Here is a 25954-nt window from a genome sequence, read left to right as displayed (position 1 = left end):
CTTAAGCATGGTGTTTTGTGCTGCCTGTGCCTATAATATGCCTACCTAAAATCAGTAGATTGTGATTGGTATGTTATATTCACTTGCTCGCCCGATGTTGTTTAGTTTAGCACCAGAGCGTGCCCATGAATTAACATTATCTATGCTTGATAAAGCACATAAGTTCGGCCTACTCCGTCAGAGCGTAGAGGCGAAACCGACGACTTGTATGGGAATTGAATTTCCAAATCCAGTAGGTTTGGCAGCTGGTCTTGATAAAAATGGTGCACACATTGATGCTTTAGCTGGGTTGGGGTTCGGTTTTATTGAAATTGGAACCATTACACCTCGTCCTCAATCGGGTAATCCGCAGCCGCGCTTATTCCGTATTCCTGAAGCTCAAGCCATTATTAACCGTATGGGGTTCAATAATGATGGTGTTGAGAAGCTGATTGAAAATGTCAAAGCTTCAAAGTTTAAAGGAATTTTAGGCATTAATATTGGTAAGAATGCTGATACTCCTGTAGAAAAAGCTGTTGATGACTACCTGATTTGCCTTGAGAAAGTGTATAACTACGCTTCTTATATTACCGTTAATATTTCATCTCCAAATACTAAGAACTTAAGAAGTTTACAAAGTGGCGATGCATTAACTGAACTATTGCAAACCTTAAAAGAAAGACAACTTGAGCTAGCTGAACAAAATAATCACTATGTTCCTTTGGTTCTAAAGGTTGCACCTGATTTAACAGCGGAAGATGTTGAATTTATTGCAGCACAGTTAGTGCAGTTTAAAATTGATGGCTTGATCGTTACTAATACGACCTTATCAAGAGAAGGTGTAGAAAATCTTCCTTATGGTAATGAGTCGGGCGGTTTATCAGGCGCCCCTGTTTTTGAAAAAAGTACAGAATGCTTACGTTTGTTTGCCCAAACATTAAAAGGACAAATCCCGTTAATTGGCGTGGGTGGAATTTTGTCGGGTGACCAAGCAGCAGTCAAACAGCAAGCTGGAGCAACATTAGTACAGATCTATAGTGGGCTAATTTATACAGGTCCTATTTTAGTGAAACAATGTGTTGCAGCTATGTCTTAAGTGAATATGAACACAATTGATATCATTATTCTGATACTTTTGCTCATTGGGGGGCTAAACGGTTTGCGACAAGGATTTATTAAAGCCTTTGCGAACTTGGTAGGATGGGTCATTGCATTAATTATGGGTGCAAAATATGCTGTCCTTCTTGCTCCGTCTATGTCGGGTTTAAGTCATGATCCAGTTGTTCAGAAAATTGCAGCTTTTGCATTTATAGCGCTTTTGATCATTGTTTTAACATGGATCGTCTCTGCATTTTTAAATGGCCTCTTGAAAAGTCTGAAACTGGGGCCATTAAATCGTTTAGCAGGTGGTGCTTTTGGTTCTTTAAAGGGCTTGTTGGTTGTACTAATTACAATGCAGGGTGTAGGGCCTTGGGTTGAGAGTTCACCACACTGGAAACAGTCCAAATTTATACAGTTTTTATTGCCTTATGCGCCTTTGGCTACCGAGTTGTCTAAAGATGCTGCAAGTGAGGCATTTCATCAAATAACATCTGGAGGTAGTGCATCAGGCACTCCTTCAAAACCAATGGACGAATCGGAAGATTTAGAAAACCGATCCGACCATTCGACAAAGAATCCTTTTTATTAATTCCTAGCTTGTCTGCGAGGTTGCTATGTGTGGAGTTGTTGGTATAGCCGGTAAATCGCCAGTGAACCAAATGTTGTTTGATGCTTTAACGATGTTGCAACATCGTGGGCAAGATGCAGCTGGAATAGTAACCTGCCATGAAGGCCGTCTTTTCCTTCGTAAGGATAACGGTATGGTGCGTGATGTCTTTCATACTCGTCATATGAGAGCATTACTTGGTAATTATGGTATTGGCCATGTACGTTACCCAACTGCTGGTTCTGCGAGCAGTGCTGAAGCACAACCATTTTATGTAAACTCACCTTACGGTATTACGCTTGCGCATAATGGTAACTTGACCAATGCAGAAGAAATTCATGATGACCTGTTTAAAACAGATTTACGTCATATGAATACAGATTCTGACTCAGAAGTTCTTTTAAACGTATTCGCGCATGAATTACAGAAAAAAGGGACTTTAAATCCTACCGCTGACGATATTTTTCACACGGTTTCTCGTGTGCATGAGCGTTGCCAAGGTGCGTATGGTGTAGTGGCGATGATTACTGGTCATGGTTTAGTAGGTTTCCGTGATCCAAACGGTATTCGCCCACTTATTTACGGTTCGCGTGTAACTGAACAAGGTGAGATGGAATACATCATTGCTTCTGAATCGGTTGCTATTACTGCTCTTGGTTTCAAAATTGAGCGTGATATTGAACCGGGTGAAGCAATTTTCATCAATGCAAATGGCGAGTTGTTCTCTAAGCAATGTGCTGCTAATCCGAAATACCGCCCATGTATTTTTGAGTACGTTTATTTTGCTCGTCCTGATGCGATTATTGATGGAATCTCAGTTTATAAAGCACGTTTAAAAATGGGTGAAAAGCTTGCTCATAAAATTTTACGTGACTGGGGCGAAGACCACGATATTGATGTGGTGATTCCAATTCCAGATACGAGCCGTACTTCAGCTTTAGAACTTGCAAATATTCTAGGTGTGAAGTTCCGTGAAGGTTTTATGAAAAACCGTTATATCGGCCGTACCTTTATTATGCCGGGTCAACAGCAACGTAAAAAATCTGTACGTCAGAAATTAAACCCTGTTGAGTTAGAATTCAAAGGTAAGAACGTTCTGTTGGTGGATGACTCTATTGTACGTGGTACAACGTGTAATGAGATTATTCAGATGGCACGTGATTCTGGTGCAAAAAAAGTATACTTTGCTTCAGCAGCACCAAAAGTAATGTATCCAAACGTTTACGGTATCGATATGCCTGCTAAAGCTGAGCTTATTGCTTCAGAACGTAGCGTGGAAGAAATCCAAGAAATTATTGGTGCTGATCGTTTGATTTTCCAAGAATTGGAAGACTTGAAAAATGCTGTACGTACCAGCAAAGTGCCTGACTTAACTGAGTTCGATTGCTCAGTATTTGATGGAATCTATGTAACAGGTGATATTGATGGTAACTATCTAAATAATTTGGAGCAGAAGCGTAATGATTCTGCCAAGAAGAAAAAAGATGGTTATATTGACGTTAATGTCGATGCTGCTTCTGTAGATTTAACAGGCATCAAAGAAGAATAGAAATAGCCGAAAAAAGCGGGTATTTCCCGCTTTTTTCTTTTATGATGAAACCTAACAATGTAATTGGGAATATTTACATTGAAAGAAGTAAGCCACTATCTCATCGAAAATAAAAATATGGCATGGTCCATCACTATGTGTTTGGTTGCTGTGCTGCTTACTATTTTTATCTTAAATTTAATTTTAGGTTTACTCGTTCATTTTTTTGATTATAGCCAGCCAATTTGGTGGCATACCTTAAGTCCTTACTTCGTTGCATTATTACTTTTTATTATGGTTTGGTCGGTAGTTACCGAACTTTATATCCTGCGTAAAGGTGGGCACTCTTTAGCAAAACAACTTAAAGCACGTCGTTTGGTGAAAGAGGAGAGTACTCCCGAAGAACTCGCAGCATTAAAAATTACAGAACACTTAGCTCAAAATTTTTCACTAAAAGTTCCAACCGTATATGTACTACCTGATGAAGTTGGTGTAAATGCACTTACGGCAGGTTTTCATCCCAAAGATATTGTAATTATTCTGACATGGGGCGCTTTACAGAATCTGGATAAGCTTGAGTTATATGGCTTATTAGGCCATGAGTTTAATCAGATTTTATCGGGGGAGGCTGTTGAGAATACAAAATTAAAGATTTTATATAGCGGCTTAACAACTTTTAGTCAGTGGGGCAGTAAATTAGCCAAGCAAGGTTTTAAGCGCTATAGCCCGGGCTATAAACATAAATTTGAAACAGTTTTTGTTGCGGTGGGTGGAGTCATTTGGTTGGCTGGAAGCCTAGGTGTGTTGATTACTCGTTTTATTAAGTATTTGACTTTGAGTGGGCGCACATTTCGTAATGACCAAAAAACAGTACGACTATTAAAAAATAATGCGAACACCCAAACCTTGTTGCGTATTTATGTTCACCACTCTGGTTCGCAAATTCATAGTGCTTATTCTGAATCAATCGCACATATGTGTTTTGCTAACTCCCTTAGCCCACAAAGCTGGATGAATATTCACCCGAGTATTCGTGAGCGTATTTATGAGTTAAATCCCACTTTGCTACAAGATTTACAATTAGAAAATTTAAAAAAGCTTCGAAACCGTCCGTTGTTTAGCTTATTTCATTTCTTGGAAGAATCTGAGAAAGAAATTTATATTCCGTGGTCATCTCCACAGCCTTTACCTTTATTAAGGTTGTCACCAATTAGTTTTGCATTAAATGATGCCATTAAGCCCCTGAGTAGTGATGTACGTCGAAATAAAAAGCGTCCTGAATTAATTCAGCGAGCACTACAAACTGCGACTGGTTCACGTGAAGTGATGGTTGCTATTTTGATGATTCGCCAATATCGGGAATTCATTCCAAAAGATGCACCTGTGAGTCATGCCATTATCGATGCATTATTGAATTTGGATGGGCGTATTCATATTCAGATATTTCATGATGCTTGTAAAAATATTGGGCATATACCTGCAAGTATTGCGCGGCAATTTCTTACTAAGCTAGCACTTATTATCCAAGAAGATGGTGAAATTGGGTTGTTAGATGCACTTTTACTGGAGCGGGTTAAACATGAGTTGAACTTGATGCCGTTACATTTACCGACTGCATTTGAAGAAGTCAAACCTCAAATTGTTCGTTTAATTGATGCTTTACTTCATGTTCAGCAAATTAATAGCCCTAATCAGTTGGAAGTACGTGAGCGCATTTTACGTTCGCTGCTCAATCCCGATGAAATGTATATCTATGATGAAATTTCAGATGAGCCATTAGATCTAGCTGAAATTTTAAATGATATTGCTGGTTTATTATTACGTGACCGTCTAAGTATTCTAGCTATTGCAGAAATGTGTTTGTGGAGCGACCGTATTATCACGCAAGATGAACTCGATGTGCTCGAATTGCTTTATTGGCGTTTTGGCTTTGAGACAGAAGAAATTGTGGATCAAATGCAAAAGAGAAATAGTGTGATGATTATTTAAAAGACATCTACGATTATAAAAACATCTGAATGAAATAAAACACTGAAAAAAAAACTCAAGCCCGTTAGAATGTAGATAGAGTAGAGGTATTGATTTACAGATGATTGGGCAGCAAAGAAATATATTGGCAACTTTAGGAATTGATATATGGATTCCTAAGACACAGGTGTGCCAAAAAAATAATGCTCAAAGTCTTTGGCGAGATCAAGCTGCTCCAGAAGGTGAGCCAATTATATTGCCTTCTAATAACAATCCAGTTGTTGAGCAGCCGACAAAACCACAAGTCAAAGAAATTCCAAAAGCGGAACCTGAAATTGCGGTATCACTTCCAGTAGAAGTTCCGCCTGTTGTAGTACCTCGTAATGAAGTACAAGCTCCAGTAGTTACGATTGCTTCATTTGAGTTGCAGGCTTTTGCGCTTGAAAAATGCGTTATTTTTTTAGATGTTACCAATTTAAGTGAAGAAGAAAAGCAGCTTTGGAATAACATTCAAAAAGCAAAAATAGGGCAATATGCTGAACTAAAATGGCCGTTCCCTTTAGCTAACTATCAAGACCAACGTGGTGCAGGTTCATATATTCAAGGCTTTTTAGATGCTGTCGCAGCAGACAAGAAGATCTTGTGCCTTGGTGAATGTTCTTATATTCAGCATGCCAATATTATTCATTTGGCGAGTTTAAAAGAGATGTTGGAGAAACCACTCCTTAAAAAAAGGTTATGGCAATTAATGCAAGATAACAACGAGTAGTAGGGATTTACATGAAAAAAGTTGTAGTTTTTAGCCAAATTGATGAAGAAATTTTGTCTCGATTACAACAGGATTATCATGTTGTGATTCTTAATCCAAAACTGGGTGATATTAATGAGCAAATACGCCAACACGTTGTAGATGCTGATGGGATGATTGGTGCTGGTCGACTTCTTAATGAAAGTAATCTTGCACCTGCTCAAAAACTCAAAATTATTTCATCTGTAACAGTTGGCTATGACAATTATGATGTGGCTTATCTAAACCAAAGAAAAATCTGGTTATCAAATACACCTCATGTTTTAACTGAAACAACGGCTGATCTTGCTTTTACATTATTACTAAGCGCTGCTAGAAAAGTTCCTTTTCTTGATCATTGGACGAAACAAGGTGAATGGAAAAGAACTGTTGGGCTTCAGCAGTTTGGTTTAGATGTTTTTGGAAAGACATTAGGAATTATTGGGCTTGGTAATATTGGTGCTGCAATTGCACGACGTGGTTTTTATGGATTTAACATGAATATTGTTTACCATAACCGCCGTGAAAAACCTGAATTGGCAGAGCCTTTAAAAGCACAATATCTTGGTTTGGATGAGTTATTGCAACAGTCTGATTTTGTAGTAACCGCAGTTGACTTAAATAATGAATCGAAAGCTTTGATGGGGAAAGCTCAATTTGAGCTTATGCAAAAGCACGCTATTTTTATTAATATTGCGCGTGGTTCAGTGGTTGACGAGCAAGCATTGATTGAGGCCTTACAAAGCGGAGAAATCTTTGGGGCTGGTTTGGATGTATATGAAAAAGAACCTTTACAAGATTCAGAGCTTTTTAAACTGTCAAATGTTGTTACTTTGCCTCACGTAGGATCTGCGACTGCAGAGACCCGTAAAAAAATGGCAAATCTTGCTTATAAAAATCTAGTTGAAGCTTTAGAGAATAAAACTCCTAGATATTTGGTAAACCCAAACTTTGCATAAATGATTAATAACACTTCATTGCAAAACTAAGCGATCTCGAGTGATATATTAAAAGTCTATTGATTGAACATAATTTTTTATGTTTTATATCAGTAGACTTTTTTTTGATGGTTTAATTTTACTAGAGAAAAACATTTGAGATTTTTGCCAATTATTTTAAGTACGGCTTTTATAACAAATGCTTCGTACGCGCAGCCTTTCGACCCTCAGCCTTCTGCAAATCAAGTAGAAATTCCAAATATTGGAAGTGGGATTGGTTTGCTTGATCAACAAAAAGAAAAATTTATTGGCGAAAAAGTTTTTCGTGAAGTTCACAAACAAATGCCCGTTATTCAAGATGTTTGGCTGGAAGATCAATTTTTTCAGGTATTTTCGAGTATTTTAAGTGAAACTCAGCTTGGTCAGCCGATTGGTCTAGTCGTGATTAAAGACCCACAAATTAATGCTTTTGCTGTCCCGGGTGGCTTATTTGCGCTCAATACAGGGCTTATTGCCTCAGCACGAAATATTGATGAAATTGCTGGTGTTATGGCACATGAAATTGCGCATGTATCGCAAAGGCATTTTAGTCGCTCTGAAGAAGCCTTTAAAGGTCAAACATTGCTAAGTCTAGCAGGACTTTTAGCGGGGGTGGCTATAGCTGCGCAGGGTGGTGGCGATGCGGGTGCAGCAGTGATGCTTGGTACCCAAGCTGCACTCATGGATAAGCAATTAACATATAGTCGAAATCAAGAGCGTGAAGCAGACCGTATTGGTATGCAATATATGTATGCGGCGGGTTATAACCCACAAAGTATGGCAGATTACTTTGAAACAATGCATAGGGCTACAAGTCGAGTGAGTTTTTTACCAGATTTCTGGTTGACTCATCCATTGACGACTGAACGTATGAGCGAAGCGCGGCTGCGTGCAAACCAGATGCCGAGAGTTAAAAACCGTATATATGATGCTGATTTTGAGATTCTAAAATGGTACACCATGGTGGTTGCAAATCAGGCAACTGAAAACCAACTACAAAGTTTGGCCTCTCAAAAGAATATTGCTGGTCTGATTGCTTTAGCAGCATTTTACACAAGACAAGGCGATTATGCTCAAGCCCAGTCTACTTTAGATCAAGCGAAATCTAGTGGAAAGCCTCTAGTGGCATTATTGCAGACAGATATTTATCTTGGCCAAAATAAATTAGATCAAGCTTATACAACAATTGCTTCTATGCAGATGACGATGCCTGAAAATAAAGCTTTTAGTTATAAGTTAGCTGAGGTGCTGCTACGACAAGGTAAGTTTGCGCAAGTTCAAACCTTAGTCCAAAGATTTATTAATAAGAATCCAAGAGATATACAAGGCTGGCAATTTTTACAGCAAGCCGCTAATTTGGATAAGAATGGACCTTTAAGAGCGGTTAATGTTTTACGCTATCGAGCTGAAGCAGAATATTGGTCAGGTAGTGAGGAAAATGCAATTAAATCAATGTTGCATGCTCAGCGATTGGCAAAAGACAATCAAGCAATGTCGGCAAGAATAGACAGTCGTTTGAAACAAATGCAAGATGAGCGAAGAATGAAGATTTAACAGTTATATCTTACTTAATTTGCAGATGTGCAAATATATACAAACTAAAGAAGCTTGATTGGAAGAAATGTAAAATTTAAAAAGGGGGAATTAAGCTAACTTAGCTTTAATTTTTGCTGAAACTTGAGCAGGATCGGCACGCCCGGCTATGATCGGACGTAGAGAATTCATCACCTTACCCATATCTTTCATGCTAGTTGCTTCTTGAGCAGCAATCGTTTGCTCAATGATAGAATCAAGCTCTTCCTCAGTCATAGCTTCTGGTAGAAACTGAGAGATAATCTCAGCTTCGGCTTGTTCTTTACTAGCTAAATCATTACGACCAGCACCTTCAAAGGCTTTGATCGATTCTTTACGTTGTTTAATTTGCTTTTCAATGACCGCAAGAACCTGAGCGTCGTCAAGCTCTTTGCGCTCATCGACTTCGATTTGCTTAATTGCCGCTTGTAGACTACGCAAAACCGTCACTGTTGCCATATCTTTGGCACGCATAGAAGTTTTTAATGCATCAGTAATTTGGTTTTTTAAAGTAGTCATAATTCAGCAGTCAATCACAAATTAATTAGTAAAGGCGAGTAGTACGTACAGATTCGCGAGCCAATTTCTTTTGGTAGCGTTTAACTGCTGCAGCTTTTTTGCGCTTACGTTCTTGAGTTGGTTTTTCGTAGAATTCGCGTTTACGAACGTCAGCTAAAACACCAGCTTTTTCGCATGAACGTTTGAAACGACGGATAGCTACGTCAACTGGTTCGCCTTCTTTCAACTTAACTTGTGGCATGTAAAATCCTCTAGATTATGGATAAGATCAGGCACACCATTGCGCCGGATCACAAGTGAAGGTCAGTATTTTACTCATTTACAACTCATATCACAAGTCTATAATAGCGATTGCAATATTTTGACTCATATAAAAGGCAGTTTTGATGATTGTTTTAGGCTTGGAAACTTCTTGTGATGAAACAGGGTTGGCACTTTATGATAGCGAACTCGGCTTACGGGGACAGGTTCTTTATAGCCAGATTAAACTTCATGCTGAATATGGTGGCGTAGTACCTGAACTTGCTTCTCGAGACCATGTTCGTAAATTAATTCCTTTAATGAATCAATTGCTTGAACAAAGTGGTGTAACAAAACAAGAGATTGATGCGGTTGCTTATACGCGTGGTCCTGGCTTAATGGGAGCATTAATGACAGGTGCACTGTTTGGCAGAACTTTAGCTTTTTCTTTAAACAAGCCTGCAATTGGTGTTCACCATATGGAAGGTCATATGTTGGCCCCATTACTTTCAAGTCAACCACCTGAATTTCCGTTTGTAGCATTGTTAGTTTCAGGTGGACATACACAATTGATGGCAGCCCACGCTATTGGTCAATATGAACTATTGGGTGAGTCTATTGATGACGCTGCGGGCGAAGCTTTTGATAAAGTTGCAAAAATGATGAGCTTGCCATATCCAGGTGGGCCAAATATCGCAAAACTTGCATTATCTGGTGACCCATTAGCTTTTGAGTTTCCAAGACCTATGCTTCATCAAGGCTTAGATTTTTCTTTTAGTGGCTTAAAAACAGCTGTTTCTGTTCAATTGAAAAAATTGAATGGCGAAAATCGTGACGCTGATATTGCTGCTTCATTCCAAGAAGCAATTGTAGATACCTTGGTAAAAAAATCAGTAAAAGCTTTAAAGCAAACTGGACTTAAACGTTTAGTGATTGCAGGTGGAGTTAGCGCAAATTTAAGACTACGCGAGCAATTAGAAACCTCTTTGGCGAAAATTAAAGCGCAAGTTTATTATGCAGAGCCTGCTTTATGTACTGATAATGGGGCAATGATTGCTTTTGCTGGATATCAACGTTTAAAAGCAGGTCAGCATGATGGTTTAGCGGTAACGACCACGCCGCGCTGGCCGATGACTGAACTCACTATTCCTGAGTAAAATTATTCATCTTCAAAAGCATGTTGGTTTTCGATATCAATATATTCGATGTAACCACGGCCTTGAACTTCATTACCAAAATAATGACCTGTAAATATATAGCTACTCGCATAACCTCGCCCATGACCATAGCGGAATGGGCAGTCAATTTCTGCCTGAATGTTTAAGATAATTTGCTTTGCCTCATTTCTAGCGATCCAAGAAAAATATTTTGGAAGTCGCATTTTTTGCCCACTAAGTGAAACAAAGTCATCAACTTGATGCGAAATAATATCAAAGCTTACATCTGTATAAATTTCAGCTGGCTGGTCCAGATGTCTAATATGTAGGGTATATGCAGCTGTTTGTCCTGCAATATCGGCTTTGGTAAGAAGAAGCTGAGTGGTTTCATTTAAATTGATGATTTGATAAGTGAAAAAATCAAGTGGCAGTTTATATACATCAGGAATAAGTTTGTTTGTGATGGAGTGAGGACCAACTGCTCGAGCATATTCGTAAGTGCAGATTCCTTGGCTTTCAATGCGTTCTGCTTGATAGCTTAGAAAACCTTTAAACTTTGCCAATAAGCTAAAATGATCATAGATTGGTGTTTTTATAAACCATGAAACATGTGAAGTAATATCGATATCAAAGTCGAAATCAAATCCATCATAATGACCATTAATGTGAATTTGAGGAAATTTCCCTTGAATTGAAATTTCCTGACCTAGTTCTATTAAGGTCCCATCTTTATTAATTTTTGTATCTTCGGGAATGACATAGGCCTTCAGTAGAGCTTGTTCCAGAGCAGCTGTGCTTGAAAAGAAAGTAGCTGTTTTTCTCGGGTTTCCAGTGATGATGTCATCATGGTCAAAAGCAAGTGCACCTGGTGTACCGATTAAAATCATAATATTTAAGTAACGATGCGGCTCTGGTAAAAGTGGGAAAAAGATACCGTAATGTGTCCAGCTATAATATTTTTCGTCAACTCGTGGACGGATGATATGGGCTTGAGTAAAAGGAAGAGTTGAATATTTTTTTGCTTTGTCTAAAACACCTTGTGCAAGTAATAAACTTTTACCAAGCGCTTTACTTGTTGTAGAAATTTTTGGCAATTGCTTTTTCATATATAAACCTAAAGAAGAACTATCTTTGTTTTAGGTTATGAAAAACAACTGCCAAAGCTAAGCGGTTTATAGGCCAAAGCTAAGGCTTTGCAGGACATTTTATTTAATTGTTAGACAAATCTTTTAATGCGTTTAAACCAATCCAATGCTTAGAAAACTGATAAGCAGCTCGACCAGAGCGCTGACCACGCATCTGACACCAACGTAGACTTTCTGCACGAACTTCATCATTGAAAGGCATGTTTGCTTTATCAAGATAATGCTTAACGATTTCTAAATATAGGTTTTGATCCATTGGATAAAAAGATAGCCATAGACCAAAACGATCCGATAAAGAGATCTTTTCTTCAATCGCTTCTTGTGGGTGTAATTCAGTATATTGGGGGACGTCCACCTTAGTTACAGGTGTATTTTCATGCATGAATTCTGGTAACAGGTGGCGACGGTTACTGGTTGCGTAAATAATAAAATTACTTGAACCTGACTGTAATGAACCATCTAATACACTTTTTAGACTACGGTAATTTTCATCTTCGGCATTAAAAGCCAAGTCATCACAATAGACGATATATTTTTCAGGACGATTTTGAATGAGTTTTTGAATTTTAGGTAAGTCTGATAAATCATCACGTTCAATTTCAATTAAACGTAATCCCTGAGGGGCATACTCAGTGAGTAAAGCACGAACAATAGATGATTTTCCTGTACCACGTGAGCCGGTTAACAGCACATCATTTGCTGGTAGGCCATTTAAAAATTGCAAAGTATTTTGAATAATTTTTTCTTTTTGACGCTCAATGCCTTTTAAGTCATCAAGATAAATATTTTTTGGCTTATAGATGGCATTAAGTTGCTGATTTTCCCATCTAAAAGCAGGTGCAGTAAAATCTGTTTCTTGTCGAGGCTCAGGCAAGACTTGCTGTAACTGATTTAATACAAGTGATAATGTTTGAACTAAATTGTCCGGTAAATCAATGGTAGCCATGGTAAGTCAATCATGTTAAACAGTGTTTGATAGGATACTAACACCGAAATTAACAGGCTGACAAAAAACTTATTACCTATCCACTTTATCGGTTTTGCAATTGATTGAAATGTTCAGACCGAGCATAGTGTTGTGATGTCTATTCAGTAAAATCATCTGTGAAGATGAGGACGAAATATGTTTGAAAAAATACGAAGTGATATGAATCCACATCAGGCTTACCGTATCAAAAAATTACAACGTCAATTAGACATGGCTGAATCTTATGAAGAATGGAAGTCTTTTGCATTAAAATTAGATGAAGAAACGGGTGTGCAAGAGTGGAAATTTGATAATAGTTCACCTTACTTCGATGCCGAACTGATTTCTTATCGATACACTTTGCTCAAAAGATATCGTCAGCAACATCGGACATTAGACCTCATCTATTTACTTAAAGAGGGTCTAACTTACGATATTGCAAATATTGGTCATCCAATGCTTTTTGCCGCAACACATGTCGGTACAAAAAAGTTAATTGAAGACTATATTGAAGAAGTTAGCCAAAGCTTGGCTTACATCGCTTCAAGTGAATGCATTACGTTTCAAAGAAAAGAAAAAATAGAGTTTTTTGAAAACTGTGAAAAGGCATATGGACAACCTGCACTTATGTTTTCGGGTGGGGCGACTTTAGGCCTTTTTCATACAGGTGTGTGTAAAGCTTTAATTGAACAAGACTTAATGCCTAAAGTGCTCTCTGGCTCAAGTGCAGGGGCAATTATGACAGGTATGCTTGGAACCTCTGCCAGTGAAGATATTCAAAACTTATTAAATGGTGAGCAATTCTTTAGTGACGCTTTTCATTTTAGGAAATTCCGTGAACTCATTAAAGGGAATGGTGGAATTGCCGATGTTCAGTATTTAAAAAAATTCCTCATTGAGAATTTAGGCGATCTTACGTTTGAAGAGGCTTTTAAAAAATCAGGTTTAAACATTAATGTGGCTGTAGCGCCGTATGATGCAACAGAAAACCCAAGAATTATGAACGCCATTATGACACCGAATGTTTTGGTGTGGAGTGCTGTATTGGCTTCATGTGCTGTGCCAATTTTATTCCCACCAGTACGCTTAACCAGTAAACGTTATGACGGTGAACATACACCTTATATGGCAAATACAAAGTGGGTAGATGGAAGTGTAAGAAGCGATTTCCCGCAAGAAAGAATGGCGCGGCTTTATAATTTAAACTACACCATTGCGAGTCAGGTTAACCCACATATTGTTCCATTTATGCAAAATGATGCGGATCGCTTCCGTAAAGACGTTTTAAGCTGGCCTGAAAGAATTCTAAGACGCCAAGGTAAAGTGCTATCAATGGGCATTATGGACTTTACGCGTCAACGACTTGGTTCTATATCCCCAGTTAGAAGATTGTTGGATCATGGCTATGGCGTAATGGGACAGCGTTATTATGGTGATGTAAATATCATTGCTAAATATAGCCTAAGTCACTATACCTATACTTTGCAAAACCCGCGTCCGCATCTGTTTAAGCGTTTGCAAAGAGAAGGGGAACGTGCAACTTGGCCAAAAATTTCTTCAATTGAGACCCATGCTCGTATTGGTAAGACAATTCAGCATTGTTTAGAAGTTTTGCGCTTTGAAGAAAAGAAACAACAGCCTGAGTCTTATTATGCTGAAGCATGATTTTGCTTCGCATATAGAAAACTTAACATGTGTAACAAAGCCAACAAGTGCAGCATTAGGACGGTGTTTATGGACATGTACCATAGATACCAAGAATTACTGGTTAAAATATCATTTGCCTGAAACCCATGCTCAAAATGAGCAAGATTTCATGCATGAGCAACTATTTTATAAAGAAATTCACCTTAAAAAACCTGCATGGCTTTTACCTTATAAATTGATTGAGGTCAGTTTAATTCCTCAGCTAGGCCATTCTTTAGGTAAGGTTTTAATTTTACCTGATAGTGATGTGTGGTTCGGTTCATTGACTCATGAAAGTGATTTAACTGATGTATATCGTAAGATTTGGTTCGCAATAAATAAGCTTGCAGAACTTCATGAACTTGGCTGGATTCATGGAGACGTTAAGGCAGAGCATTTTAGAAAGTTTCAGCAAAAGCCTTATTTAATTGATTTTGAGAAAACGAGACCGATTTCAAGTTGCGATACAGTCATGGATGCAACACCTCGTTATATGGCTCCTGAGCTATTTAGAGGAGGGTATAAGGGAATACAAAGCGATTTATATGCATTTGGCATCGTTCTATATGAATGGTTAACACAAACTCGCTTAGAAGCTGGTAGTTATCGTGATTGGGCAGTCTTGCACTGTCAAAAATTAAACATTCAATTACCCACGCAGTTTTTGATTTTTTATCCCTTACTTGCAGGTTTATTACAAAAACAACAGCAAAATCGGTTTTCAAATGCTGATGAAGCAATAAATTGCTTAAAAGAGATTCAAATTGATAAAAATCATTGATCTAGTATCTGTATACAATTTACACGGTTAGTTTTTTTTAGAAAAAAAACACTTGTCACTGTCAGATCTTATCGCTAATATACACAGCCATCGGGGGCGTGGCGAAATTGGTAGACGCACTGGATTTAGGTTCCAGCGCCGCAAGGTGTAAGAGTTCGAGTCTCTTCGCCCCCACCACTTTAAGTTAATAACTTAAAGTTTGATGTAGATGTTAAGTCATCTAGATCTTGGAAGAGGATTGGTGTAATGGTAGCATGACGGTCTCCAAAACCGTTCGTCAAGGTTCGAGTCCTTGATCCTCTGCCACATTTATTTTAAATAAATGTCCCAGATGGGGGCGTGGCGAAATTGGTAGACGCACTGGATTTAGGTTCCAGCGCCGCAAGGTGTAAGAGTTCGAGTCTCTTCGCCCCCACCATTAAAAAAGCAAGATTATGATCTTGCTTTTTTTGTGATTAAATCTTGAGTGTTTAATCATGAATATAGAGGATTGGTGTAATGGTAGCATGACGGTCTCCAAAACCGTTCGTCAAGGTTCGAGTCCTTGATCCTCTGCCATAAAATAAGGCTCCTATTCAGGAGTTTTTTTATTATCTATATTTTTAAAAATAACTTTTCATTCGTGCTCAAGCAATTTTCTAAATAGATATTTTTATAGCAGTTGCTTTTCAATGTTTTTATCACATCATAGATTGTTTTTTAATTAAGCAATATACTGAATTTCTTAATCTTTTTATTAAGCTATTGTTTTATATTTATTTAACTTAAGTTTTGGAAATTATTTATATAAAAGCCTTGAATACAATTTTATTTCATGTATGATGCTGTTAACTAGAAAAAAGACTTGTTAGTAAATCTTCTTTTAAGTATCGTAGTTTTAGTCATAATCCTTCGTTTTTTAAGATATTAAGCTCAATTTGTTATTCTTTTTTCAAAGTTATGATAGGGTCATTATTTAATGATTCTAAAATATTAGAAATCAGTAGGATATATCATGTCTAATACAGTAAGTGGTACAGTAAAGTGGTTTAACGAAACTAAAGGTTTTGGTTTCATTCAACAAGACAACGGTCCAGATGTGTTCGCTCACTTCAAAGAAATCGCAGGTTCTGGTTTCAAAACTTTGCATGAAGGTCAACGCGTAACATTTACCGTTACTCAAGGGCAAAAAGGCCCAAATGCTGTAAATATTATTCCACAATAATATAACAGCAAGTAAAAAAAGCACTTTTTAGTGCTTTTTTTACTTTAGCTTTTAAAGCAATTTATTGTTCTTTTAGAGCATTAGAAGCCCTCAATAGTAGGGCTTTTTATTTTCTTGTTAATATAAATCATTAGTTATTAAGCTCTTATAGTTAATAATCGAACATATTTTTAATATAAACTTTAGAATATGTGTGAAATATAAATTATTAGTAATAGAGATATGGTAGATTAAAAAATCTTTAAATAAAGAAATTTTATATTTCACGGAATTGCTAATGAACGTTCGCCTGTGTTATGCCAGTCAACGGAACGAAAAAAATGAAGACTTGTTGCAAGATTTACGTGATATTTTGACAGAAGCACGAGATTTCAATGATTTGAATCAGATCTGTGGGGTGCTCTATTATGCCGATAATGCTTTCTTTCAATGCTTGGAAGGTGAACGAGAGGTGGTTGAACGATTATTTGAAAAAATTACAAATGATAAAAGACACCACAATGTTAAATGGTTGTGTACATATTCCATTGAACAAAACTCGTTTCAACGATGGTCAATGAAATATGTACAACGTAATACAAATATCGAATCTTTCTTTCTAAAAATGGGAGAAAGTACTTTTAATCCTATTCGTCTTGATGAGCAAAACTTAAAAGCTTTCATCAATGAATTAGTCATTGCCGAACAAACTAAAATTAACACAGTTAAGAAAGTGGGTATGGTGAATCGTGGGGTGAAACCGTTTTAGCTATTTGGCTATCACGCCAATATAGATGGTCTTGAGTTTAGGTAATATTTTAGTCATGACTAAATATACAATAACTGAACTTGCGAGCATCCATATCACTTCTAAACTTTGACTAATGACAAACATAGCCCAATAAAAAAAGCTAAATAGGGCGAGACAGAGTCCACTACCTTTAAAATACCAAGTAATAAATATTCCAAACAGTGCAGAAGAGAGAAGAAGATTAATCGTCTCGTTCATTCCTATGTAATTAAAGAAAATAATCAGTAAGCATAAAGCTAACATTGATAGTAAATATACAAATATATTTTTTGCAATAAACATTTTCTATACCCTATCTGATGATTAAAAAAGTATCTTTCCTCTGTTTCCAGAGGAAAGATAGTACATATTAATTTTTGAGATTCTTTTTCTATTATTAAGAGTTTTTATATTAATAAAGATGACTTTATCATTTTCTCCAGATCTCTTTATTAATATTCAGCTTTCTATTTAATAGTAAAGAGTGCTTATATGTACTGAAATTAATTATAAGAAAAACAATCATTTGGGTTGTAGGCTTTGGCTTACATAATTGTGAGAGATTGCCTACATTTGTATAAATAATGATCGAATTTTACAAAATTAAATTTATAAAAAAATTTGTTTAACAATAACTTAAGTAAATATATTGTTTATATGAGCTTTACATAAATAACAAAAAGTAACATCAACTTTAAGAGGTACTTTTCTTAAAATTTATAAATATTAATAAGAGAAAATTAATTTATTTAAAAAATTTTAACATTTGATAAAATATTGTTTTATTAAATTATATTTCTAATAAATAAAATTTATGTGTTGAAGGGTTTTTAATGTGATTAATAGTGAGGAAATTATATTTATATTTTTGTGTCATCTAGTAATGAGCTGCTTTTGAATTAAGAGAAAAAACTACTGCAATATAAATGAAACTAGAATATCAGATTTATAAAATTTGAATTATGGCCAGCATAGAACTGACTACACTGGCTTTACTGATTTTGAATTAATTATTCTGAACGAGTAGCTAACCAAGTACTTACTTCTGGCCAGACCGTAGTGGGTGCTTGACTACCAGAAACTACGCCCATATGACCACCTGGTACCACCTTAAATGTTTTGTCTTGGCTACTAATTAAATCCATGAGTGGTTTAACAGCATCAGCTGTGACAATGATATCTGTGTTACCACCGACAGCTAACACAGAGCATTTAATGTCTTTTAGATAGGCGGTAAGTTCACCAAATTTAACTACACCTTTAGACAGTTCATTATCAATCCAGAAACGGAGAATAATATCGCGCATGACACCGCCCGGATAGGCCAACATATTATCGATAAATGAGCTTGAGGTTGCATGGTCGACAATAAACTCTCGGTTATCTAGATTCTTAAAAAGTTCCCAATATGTTTTCAGATTTCCAATCGGGTCAGTTAATTTAAAACCAAGGGTATTTTGCCAACCATGAATATGAAATGCTTCACTTGGTACATGATGACGAATACGAAATGGCGTATGTTTGCGAACCCATTCGGTAGGTTTGGTAAGACTACCGTATAGTTTCCCCATATAACCTGCTTTGTGTGTGTCGATAGGGGAAGCGAGAATAATTAGATTTTTAATATCTTTATCTTTAAACAATGCGGTATAGCACAGCGAAAGTGCGCCGCCTAAACTCCAACCATGCAAAGAAAGCTGTTGCTGACCACTGTGTAGGCGAACTTGCTTTAACATCTCTGGCATGAAAACTTTAATATAAGTACCGAAGTTGTATTTTGCTTGGTGTCGGGTTGGTATGCCCCAGTCAATTAAGTAAACATCAAACCCTTGGGCTAAAAAGAAACGTACAAAACTACGAGTAGGGAACAAATCGTAAATGAGCATGTTCACTGCTAGTGGCGGAACAATAACTAAAGGTACGCGGTGTTTAGGAGTGAAGGTATCAGTCTCATTTTTATAATGGCGTAAGGTAATGATTTCATGCTTATGAATCACATCAAAAGGTGTTTTTCCTGACAAAGCTATTTGAGGGCCTCTGAAAAAGAGATCTGATGCATTGATCAGCATGTGAGGTATTTTTTGACCAGCACGTGTCTGAAGAGATTTTTTAATAGATTGTAGCTGTGGAACGTTCTGACGAACTTTAAGCAATAAACTCATTGAATATAAAACCTATAAAGATGTTGCCCAGAGCAATAAAGAGCTGGTCTTTGAAGGATATTAAAGTGAATGAGAGGGAAGTTCAGTGACCCAAAAGACAGGATTTTTCTTTAAATGTATCAAGTAGAGCTTAGCTTAGCTAAATATACTGTTGCTTAAAAAATGAGTAATAAGATTGAGGCAACCAGATGTCTTGATTTCATCACTTAAGCATTTAAATCTTTAAAAAACAATTATCAAAGCAAGATAGAAATTTAGGAGAAGATACATTGTGATTTTTTACTAAATACTCAAAATAACAAATTGATTTATATGATTATTATTAAATAAAGAGGGTTTTTGTAAAGTTTGTTTGTGTTTTTTTTAAATAATAAAAAATAAAATATAATTATTTTACAATCCATTAGGAATGTAATCAGAAAGTAGTATATATGGAATTTGTTTTTAATGGTTTTTATACACTAATTTCGGCGGTTATCGTCTTATTGTTGGGCCGCTTTCTTGTTAATCGTATTGATTTTTTAAAACGTTATAATATCCCTGAACCTGTAGCTGGTGGTTTGGTTGCTGCTGTAGTTTCTTTACTTGTCCACACATTGTGGGGATACAGTATTGTTTTTAGTAGCGAATTACAAACCAGCTTTATGCTCGTGTTCTTTGCTTCAATTGGTTTAAGTGCCAATTTTATGAAGCTTAAAGAAGGTGGTACTGCTTTAATCATCTTCTTAATTTGTGTAGCCTCATTTATTGTTGTGCAAAATGCTGTTGGTATGAGTCTTGCGACATTATTAGGTCTTGACCCACTTATTGGTTTGATTGCTGGTTCAATTACCTTAACCGGTGGTCATGGTACAGCTGGCGCATGGGGTGAAATTTTAGAAAGTCAGCATGGTATTCAGGGTGCTTTAGCATTAGGTATGGCGAGTGCGACCTTTGGCTTGATTATTGGTGGTGTGATTGGTGGGCCTTTAGCGAAATTACTTATTAATCGTTACAGTCTTGCTCAACCAAAAACCAATGCTGAAATCCAAAATCGTGACACACATCTTGAACAAAATTCAGATGATCTTGCTCCGTTTGAAAATCCGCATCAAGTTCGTTTAATTACTGCCGATAATGCAATTACTACACTGGGTATGTTTGCAGCATGTTTAGCGTTTGCTGAATTTATGACTGGCTTTAGTAAGGGAACTTGGTTCGAGTTACCAACTTTCGTTTGGGCACTTGGTGGCGGTGTAATCTTAAGAAACATTTTAGAAAGTGTGTTGAAAATTGATATTTTTGACCGTGCGATTGATGTATTTGGTAACGCGTCTTTATCGCTTTATTTAGCAATGGCATTGCTTTCATTAAAGCTTTGGCAGCTTGCCGACCTAGCAGGCCCGTTAGTTGTAATTTTAGGTGCGCAAACCATTACGATGGCTTTATATGCAGCATTCGTGACGTTCCGCGTTATGGGCAAAAACTATGATGCAGCAGTGTTAGCAGCAGGCCATTGTGGTTTCGGTATGGGCGCAACTCCAACCGCCGTTGCAAATATGCAGGCCATTACTAATATGTATGGTCCATCGCATAAGGCTTTCTTGATTGTTCCGCTTTGTGGTGCATTCTTTGTCGACTTAATTAATGCAACGGTTATTCAGCTCATGTTGAAATTCATTGCTTAATTTGAAAAAAGCCCGTTAGGGCTTTTTTTTATGGGTGTTTGTCTATGAATATTTGATTCCTATTTATAGGCTCAATTTTTATTTTCGTATGACTCAAGCCATTTTATTTTTAGGATGCTTTTTCTCAAAACTAATAATCGCCCTTAAACCTCGTTTCACATAGAATAAATTGCAGATAAATAAAATGAGAAATGTATGAGCTCAGAAGCACATTCAATTAGCTTGGTTGCCCCCGTGGTTTTGTTGGCGGCTGCTGTCATTGCAGTTCCTATTTTTAAACGTATTGGTTTAGGTTCGGTATTAGGTTATTTAATTGCGGGTCTAATTATTGGCCCATTCGGTTTTGCTTTTTTTCAAGATTCCACAGCAATTTTGCATATTGCCGAGTTGGGAATCGTGATGTACCTGTTTGTGATTGGTTTGGAAATGCAACCCTCACATTTGTGGAGCCTTAGACGCGAAATTTTTGGCCTTGGTACATTGCAGATCATCATTTGTGCGCTGGCTTTGACTGGCGTTGGGCTGTTATTTGGTTTTACGTGGCAAGTGGCATTTATTGGTGCCGCAGGGTTCGTCTTAACCTCGACTGCAATTGTGATGCAGCTCTTGGGTGATCGGGGTGATCTGACTCAGCCACGTGGGCAAAAAATTGTAGCCATCCTACTTTTTGAAGATTTACTCATTGTGCCATTGCTGGCTATTGTTGCTTTTATGGCACCGAATCATGTGGTTGAAAGCACATCGGTGCGTCTAGAAAATATAGGAATTGGTTTACTCGCAATTGCAGGGCTTATTGCGGCAGGATATTGGTTACTGAACCCATTATTTAGACTGTTGGCCGCTGCTAAAGCCCGAGAAGTCATGACTGCCGCGGCTTTATTGGTTGTGTTGGGCGCGGCGTTACTCATGCAAGTCAGTGGTTTGACTATGGCAATGGGTGCTTTCTTGGCGGGCGTACTTTTATCTGAATCGACCTTTAGACATCAAATTGAAGCGGATATTGAACCATTCCGAGGAATATTACTGGGACTGTTTTTCCTTGGGGTCGGTATGTCATTGGACTTATCGGTAGTTGCTCAGAACTGGCAGCTTATTGTGAGTGGCGTAATTGCCCTGATGTTTGTCAAAGCGCTGATGATTTATATAGTCGCCCGAGTAACGAAAAGCCCTCATACAGAAGCGTTGGATCGCGCTTTACTTATGGCTCAAGGTGGAGAGTTTGCCTTTGTACTTTTCTCGGCTGCGCTAAGTGCACAAGTTATTGATAGTACCGTTAAATCTAATTTAACCGCCATTGTTGTGCTTTCAATGGTGTTGACCCCAATTGTCGGTATTATTTTTAAACGTTTTACTCAAGCAAAAACGAAGGTTTCATTAGAAAACATCGACATTGCCGACGGGCTAAGTGGTAGTGTTTTAATGATCGGTTTTGGGCGCTTTGGACAGGTCACCAGTCAATTATTATTAGCAAGAGGTGTCGATGTCACCATTATTGATAATAATACCGACATGATACGAAACGCCGAAAAATTTGGTTTTAAAATTTATTATGGCGATGGTTGCCGTTTAGATATCCTGCATGCGTCTGGGGCCGCAACAGCACAAGCGATTGTGGTGTGTGTCGATAGCAAGGAAACGACCAATAGAATTGTAGAACTCGTGACCCATGAATTTCCTTTAGCGAAATTATTAGTGCGTTCATATGACCGCGAGCATTCACTGCATTTAGTTAAACAAAAAGTGGACTTTATGATTCGTGAAACGTTTGAATCTGCCATTAAGTTTGGCGGCGTGATTTTGCAAGAACTTGGTGTGGATGAAGACGAAGTAGAAAGAATTACCGAAGAAATTCGAGATTTGGATAATGAGCGTTTTGAAACTGAAATTGCGGCAGATGACGTCAATGCAGGAGTAGGTATGCAATATACACATACTCATCATCCAAGACCAACTGCGCCATTGATTCGACCAAAACAAGAAGGGCGGATTTTAAATAAAGAAGACGCCTCAGATAATGAAAGTCTCAATTAGTATAAAAATATCTGTAAAAGTTCTGTTTAGAAGAGCTTTTACGGAATGACTATAAATGCTCTCAAGCTGTACATTTCACTGGGGTGTTATATAAATAAAATCGCAAATAGAAGAGGTGAAGAACTTTTTATTTTGAACTCTTAAAAACTTACTCAAGCTCTAATTGGTCATCATCTTTTGTAATTTTAATTTTTAACTTTTTATATTTTCGCTTATTTGGATCTAGGGCTGAATTCATCACTTCATCTGCAAAAGGCGGGCACTGCATCAATTTTGCATACGCCCTATAGCCGATGCGTATTCGAGTAGGAGGGCAATCGGTTCTTTTTGAGTAGTATTCAATGAGTGAGTTCAGTTCTTGTAATAAAGTTTGCTGTTCCATCATACATACTTAACAATTAGATGACTTAAGCATAATAGACTTAGTCGTTTAGCGGAATATGCCTTTAAAATGTACAGGTATATAAATTGTGATGTAGTTCTCTAAAACACATATTTTATGTATGAAGTTTGTTTAGGAGAGATTTTGGATGTTTTTTTAATCGAAATGTCATAAAGAAAGGCTAATTTAGACTCATAACAAAAATGATGAAGATTGTTGCGAACAATAAAATCAAAAGCAATTTTCACAGACGTGGTCGTGAGGTAATTAGGGCTAATTCGAAAGAGTTGGCTTTTTTGTTTTAGTGCATTTGCTTAGATCAAGATGTCCTTTATTAACATTCAATTGCAAATAATCAAGTTCTAATATGGAACTTCATTTTTTAAGTAGATAAAAATAAAGGATCTTAAAAATGTTAATCTCAAGCGATAGATTACCAAAAAGTTTTAAAGACAGAGCCAATCAAAAGGTTGCCAAACTTTCAGGCTCATTGTTGGGAGCTGTTACATCAGAGCGACAAGCAACATTGCCAAAAGAGTTTGAACTCAGTCCTCATACTCTTTATAAGCGCTTTGGTAGTACACATTACGGGGTCATGATTCCTGACTTACCTGAACCATTTCGATATTTATCTTGGGCTTCGGTATTAGGTTATGTTGGATTTACGATTACAGATACCAACTATCAAATGTCTAAAGATGGAAAAGGGGATACAGCTTCTTTGGTACATGGAACAGCATTATCGACAACGCCTGAGGCCTACAGAACATTTTCAATCAAAAATGATATCAAGTTTAACCAAACTCCTTTCGCTATTAATTTTGACAATCAGAGTGTCATGCATGAGGATGGTGATGGATTTATATTAATTACTAAAAGAGAAGATTTAGAACTAGAACTTCATTTAAAGCCTACCAAAGCTATTTCATGGTTTGCCTATAGTGCTTTTTATAAACATTTTAGTGTCTTGATGCATTATGACGGCTACATTAAACAAAAAGGCAATAGTAAGAGTATTAAAGGACTTTGCACGTTGGAGTCTTGGAAAGCTGTAGCTACCTCAATGCTCAAAAACAAATGGTTAGTTGAGAATATTCAACTTCCTGTAAAAGTCTTTAGCTATCAAGTTATTAATATTGACCACGAACAGCAGTTATTGCTGGCTTTTATTTGCTATGAAGACCAACCCATTTTGACTTCTGTTTACTATCGTCATATTGATGGAACGTCAATTCAATATAATGGAGATATACTTTTTGAAGTAACGAGTCTTCAAGAAGAACCGCAGATTACTCCCGATAATTTTTCAATGAATGTACCAAATACTTTTTGCTGGGTTGCTTATCACAACAATCAAAAGGTTTTAGATATTTCAGCACATGTAGATACCCCGTATTGTTTCGGATTGGCAGCTGGTTTTGTTTCTTCATATGCATGGCAAGGCGAATTCTATGATCAGCCATTAGTGGGAAGGGGTTACTTAGAATATATCGACCGAAGGTAGAAACTTATTGCTTTTAACTTGCCAAATAAGCAAGGTAAGTTGATCAGGTTTATCAGTGGATGGGATTTATTGTCCAGAAACTCTAGACGAAGCTAATTTTGCTGTGCATTCTGTTTTCTGAATGTACAGCCTATTCAGACTTTAATTTTTTTCTATATTGATGAGGAGTTATACCTGAATATTTTTTAAAAGCCCTAACAAAGTTAGTAGACTCTTCATATCCAATCAAGTTTGCAATATCTTGAATATTATATTGTTCTTTTGCTAAAAGTTTTTTTGCTTCCTTGAAACGAATCTCATTAAGAAGTTGAAGAAAGCTAGTTCCTTGTGTCTGTAAATGGCGTTTAATCGTTCTTTCAGACATATTTAAACGTTTAGCAATCTCGGGAAGAGAAGGATAGTTTTTATTAAAATTATGTAAAAGTTCCATCTTTATCGAGTTTTGCAAATGATGTGTGGCATCTTTTACTATTAAACCTTTATCTTTTTCACAGTATTGAATAGCTTGTTGGAAGGCAACTAAATCACCTTGTGGATTGGACTGTTTTAAATATTTTAAAGGAAAAGCTATAGCATTCCGCTTACTATTAAAATGATATTTTATATTTTTATTTAAAATCTCTTCATAATCTGAAGATTCACACCAATCTAGAAAAATTTCACATTCCTCTAAATTTTCTTGAATAAGTAGTTCTAATAAATGAATTCCACCAAATAAAAGACTTTCAATTAAAAATGCTCTTAGTTGTTGAGACTGCTGTTCATCACCTAATTTTACTGGATGAACATCGTCTAGATAAATGTATACAAGTTTTTCGTCGAAAGTCCAATTAGGTATGAAACTTTGAATACGTGTACAGAAAAAATGTTGGCAAAGATTTAGAGCTGTTTCTACATCTACGCAACTCAAAAAAGCAAAACCTAATGAGCCATGGGCCGTTGGTCGTAAAGCTGATCCGTATTCTATTCCTAGACGGTTGTTACCAGTCAGCCGAAGTGCATTGGCTACTAATTTAGACCATTGATGTGCACTCATCTTTGCATCATATTGCTTGATGTCTAATAAGGATAGTCCTGTATTTTCTAGAAGAATCGCAGCACTAATATCATATTTTTCGCAAATCTCTAATAAAAGACGGGCATAAGAAATGGATATGGTCTCATGAAATAATCCAAAAGGATCTTGCATATATTTAGTCTTGGCCTAAATTGATCATTAAT

23 protein-coding genes and 4 tRNA genes are annotated in these 25954 nt (G+C 36.9%); 19 read left to right on the top strand and 8 right to left on the bottom strand.

Annotated features, from left to right (window positions below):
• The first annotated feature begins 70 nt into the window (after positions 1-70).
• From AW165_RS00865 to AW165_RS00835, 7 genes are all read left to right on the top strand, one after another.
• On the top strand, positions 71-1075 hold the full coding sequence (locus AW165_RS00865) for a quinone-dependent dihydroorotate dehydrogenase (RefSeq protein ID WP_060464719.1): 1005 nt from the start codon (positions 71-73) through the stop codon (positions 1073-1075).
• A 6-nt stretch (positions 1076-1081) separates the two neighbouring features.
• On the top strand, positions 1082-1669 hold the full coding sequence (locus AW165_RS00860) for a CvpA family protein (RefSeq protein WP_002115251.1): 588 nt from the start codon (positions 1082-1084) through the stop codon (positions 1667-1669).
• A 25-nt stretch (positions 1670-1694) separates the two neighbouring features.
• Complete coding sequence (gene purF, locus AW165_RS00855) at positions 1695-3236, top strand: amidophosphoribosyltransferase (RefSeq protein WP_005073509.1); 1542 nt, start codon at positions 1695-1697, stop codon at positions 3234-3236.
• Positions 3237-3314: 78 nt separating this feature from the next.
• Positions 3315-5204, top strand: coding sequence for a M48 family metalloprotease (locus AW165_RS00850; protein WP_005068334.1), 1890 nt, complete (start codon positions 3315-3317; stop codon positions 5202-5204).
• A gap of 100 nt (positions 5205-5304) precedes the next feature.
• On the top strand, positions 5305-5952 hold the full coding sequence (locus AW165_RS00845) for a hypothetical protein (RefSeq protein ID WP_060464718.1): 648 nt from the start codon (positions 5305-5307) through the stop codon (positions 5950-5952).
• Between the two features lie 11 nt (positions 5953-5963).
• Positions 5964-6929: a 2-hydroxyacid dehydrogenase gene (locus AW165_RS00840; protein WP_060464717.1), complete on the top strand. Its 966-nt coding sequence runs from the start codon at positions 5964-5966 to the stop codon at positions 6927-6929.
• 144 nt (positions 6930-7073) lie between these two features.
• The gene (locus AW165_RS00835; protein ID WP_002115291.1) at positions 7074-8501 is read left to right on the top strand and encodes a M48 family metalloprotease; all 1428 of its coding nucleotides are present in this window, start codon (positions 7074-7076) and stop codon (positions 8499-8501) included.
• A gap of 90 nt (positions 8502-8591) precedes the next feature.
• On the opposite strand, the gene AW165_RS00830 is transcribed toward AW165_RS00835, so the two are convergent.
• Both AW165_RS00830 and rpsU read right to left on the bottom strand, forming a co-directional pair.
• A complete protein-coding gene (locus AW165_RS00830; RefSeq protein ID WP_002115302.1) occupies positions 8592-9038 on the bottom strand; it encodes a GatB/YqeY domain-containing protein in 447 nt (148 codons plus the stop codon).
• Between the two features lie 25 nt (positions 9039-9063).
• On the bottom strand, positions 9064-9279 hold the full coding sequence (gene rpsU, locus AW165_RS00825; RefSeq protein ID WP_001136722.1) for a 30S ribosomal protein S21: 216 nt from the start codon (positions 9277-9279) through the stop codon (positions 9064-9066).
• A gap of 145 nt (positions 9280-9424) precedes the next feature.
• On the opposite strand from rpsU, the gene tsaD reads away from it, so the two are divergent.
• Positions 9425-10435, top strand: a complete 1011-nt coding sequence (gene tsaD, locus AW165_RS00820) for a tRNA (adenosine(37)-N6)-threonylcarbamoyltransferase complex transferase subunit TsaD (RefSeq protein WP_005068344.1) — start codon at positions 9425-9427, stop codon at positions 10433-10435.
• 2 nt (positions 10436-10437) lie between these two features.
• Here tsaD and AW165_RS00815 read toward each other — a convergent pair whose 3' ends face one another.
• Positions 10438-11541, bottom strand: a complete 1104-nt coding sequence (locus tag AW165_RS00815) for a DUF6670 family protein (protein ID WP_060464716.1) — start codon at positions 11539-11541, stop codon at positions 10438-10440.
• A 103-nt stretch (positions 11542-11644) separates the two neighbouring features.
• Complete coding sequence (locus tag AW165_RS00810) at positions 11645-12526, bottom strand: ATP-binding protein (RefSeq protein ID WP_060464715.1); 882 nt, start codon at positions 12524-12526, stop codon at positions 11645-11647.
• Between the two features lie 177 nt (positions 12527-12703).
• Here AW165_RS00810 and AW165_RS00805 point away from each other — a divergent pair, with 177 nt between their 5' ends.
• From AW165_RS00805 to AW165_RS00770, 8 genes are all read left to right on the top strand, one after another.
• Positions 12704-14212, top strand: a complete 1509-nt coding sequence (locus tag AW165_RS00805; protein ID WP_005073515.1) for a DUF3336 domain-containing protein — start codon at positions 12704-12706, stop codon at positions 14210-14212.
• Positions 14199-15014 (top strand): protein kinase domain-containing protein, encoded by an 816-nt coding sequence (locus AW165_RS00800; protein WP_060464714.1) that lies wholly within the window; start codon positions 14199-14201, stop codon positions 15012-15014. Before AW165_RS00805 ends, AW165_RS00800 begins: the two co-directional genes overlap by 14 nt.
• A 92-nt stretch (positions 15015-15106) precedes the next feature.
• Positions 15107-15191: transfer RNA gene (locus tag AW165_RS00795), tRNA-Leu, on the top strand.
• A 55-nt stretch (positions 15192-15246) separates the two neighbouring features.
• A tRNA-Trp gene (locus AW165_RS00790) sits at positions 15247-15320 on the top strand.
• A 27-nt stretch (positions 15321-15347) separates the two neighbouring features.
• Positions 15348-15432 (top strand) — tRNA-Leu (locus tag AW165_RS00785).
• A 66-nt stretch (positions 15433-15498) separates the two neighbouring features.
• Positions 15499-15572, top strand: a tRNA-Trp gene (locus AW165_RS00780).
• Positions 15573-16008: 436 nt separating this feature from the next.
• Entirely contained in the window at positions 16009-16218 is a 210-nt protein-coding gene (locus AW165_RS00775) for a cold-shock protein (protein ID WP_002115279.1), read from the top strand.
• Positions 16219-16495: 277 nt separating this feature from the next.
• On the top strand, positions 16496-16966 hold the full coding sequence (locus tag AW165_RS00770; RefSeq protein ID WP_060464713.1) for an AnBLUF65 family BLUF photoreceptors: 471 nt from the start codon (positions 16496-16498) through the stop codon (positions 16964-16966).
• On the opposite strand, the gene AW165_RS19605 is transcribed toward AW165_RS00770, so the two are convergent.
• Positions 16967-17290 carry a hypothetical protein gene (locus AW165_RS19605; RefSeq protein WP_060464712.1) on the bottom strand — a complete coding sequence of 108 codons (324 nt, stop codon included), beginning with the start codon at positions 17288-17290 and terminating at the stop codon, positions 16967-16969. It abuts the gene before it with no gap.
• A 707-nt stretch (positions 17291-17997) separates the two neighbouring features.
• Positions 17998-19149 (bottom strand): alpha/beta fold hydrolase, encoded by a 1152-nt coding sequence (locus AW165_RS00760; protein WP_060464711.1) that lies wholly within the window; start codon positions 19147-19149, stop codon positions 17998-18000.
• A 431-nt stretch (positions 19150-19580) separates the two neighbouring features.
• Here AW165_RS00760 and gltS point away from each other — a divergent pair, with 431 nt between their 5' ends.
• Positions 19581-20816 carry a sodium/glutamate symporter gene (gltS, locus tag AW165_RS00755; protein WP_014207191.1) on the top strand — a complete coding sequence of 412 codons (1236 nt, stop codon included), beginning with the start codon at positions 19581-19583 and terminating at the stop codon, positions 20814-20816.
• A gap of 195 nt (positions 20817-21011) precedes the next feature.
• Positions 21012-22847 (top strand): monovalent cation:proton antiporter-2 (CPA2) family protein, encoded by a 1836-nt coding sequence (locus AW165_RS00750; protein ID WP_060464710.1) that lies wholly within the window; start codon positions 21012-21014, stop codon positions 22845-22847.
• A 148-nt stretch (positions 22848-22995) separates the two neighbouring features.
• Here AW165_RS00750 and AW165_RS19915 read toward each other — a convergent pair whose 3' ends face one another.
• Positions 22996-23229 (bottom strand): hypothetical protein, encoded by a 234-nt coding sequence (locus AW165_RS19915; RefSeq protein WP_032005361.1) that lies wholly within the window; start codon positions 23227-23229, stop codon positions 22996-22998.
• 412 nt (positions 23230-23641) lie between these two features.
• Here AW165_RS19915 and AW165_RS00740 point away from each other — a divergent pair, with 412 nt between their 5' ends.
• Positions 23642-24733 carry a DUF6670 family protein gene (locus tag AW165_RS00740; RefSeq protein WP_060464709.1) on the top strand — a complete coding sequence of 364 codons (1092 nt, stop codon included), beginning with the start codon at positions 23642-23644 and terminating at the stop codon, positions 24731-24733.
• 130 nt (positions 24734-24863) lie between these two features.
• Here the strand turns inward: AW165_RS00740 and AW165_RS00735 are convergent, their stop codons facing one another.
• The gene (locus AW165_RS00735) at positions 24864-25922 is read right to left on the bottom strand and encodes an AraC family transcriptional regulator (protein WP_005306915.1); all 1059 of its coding nucleotides are present in this window, start codon (positions 25920-25922) and stop codon (positions 24864-24866) included.
• Positions 25923-25954 lie beyond the last annotated feature (32 nt).

The sequence above is a fragment of the Acinetobacter sp. LMB-5 genome (assembly GCF_001541635.1).
GTDB classification, from domain to species: Bacteria; Pseudomonadota; Gammaproteobacteria; order Pseudomonadales; family Moraxellaceae; genus Acinetobacter; species Acinetobacter pittii.
Note: the sequence above shows the minus strand (reverse complement) of the source record. Positions and strands in the feature narration are given on the sequence as shown.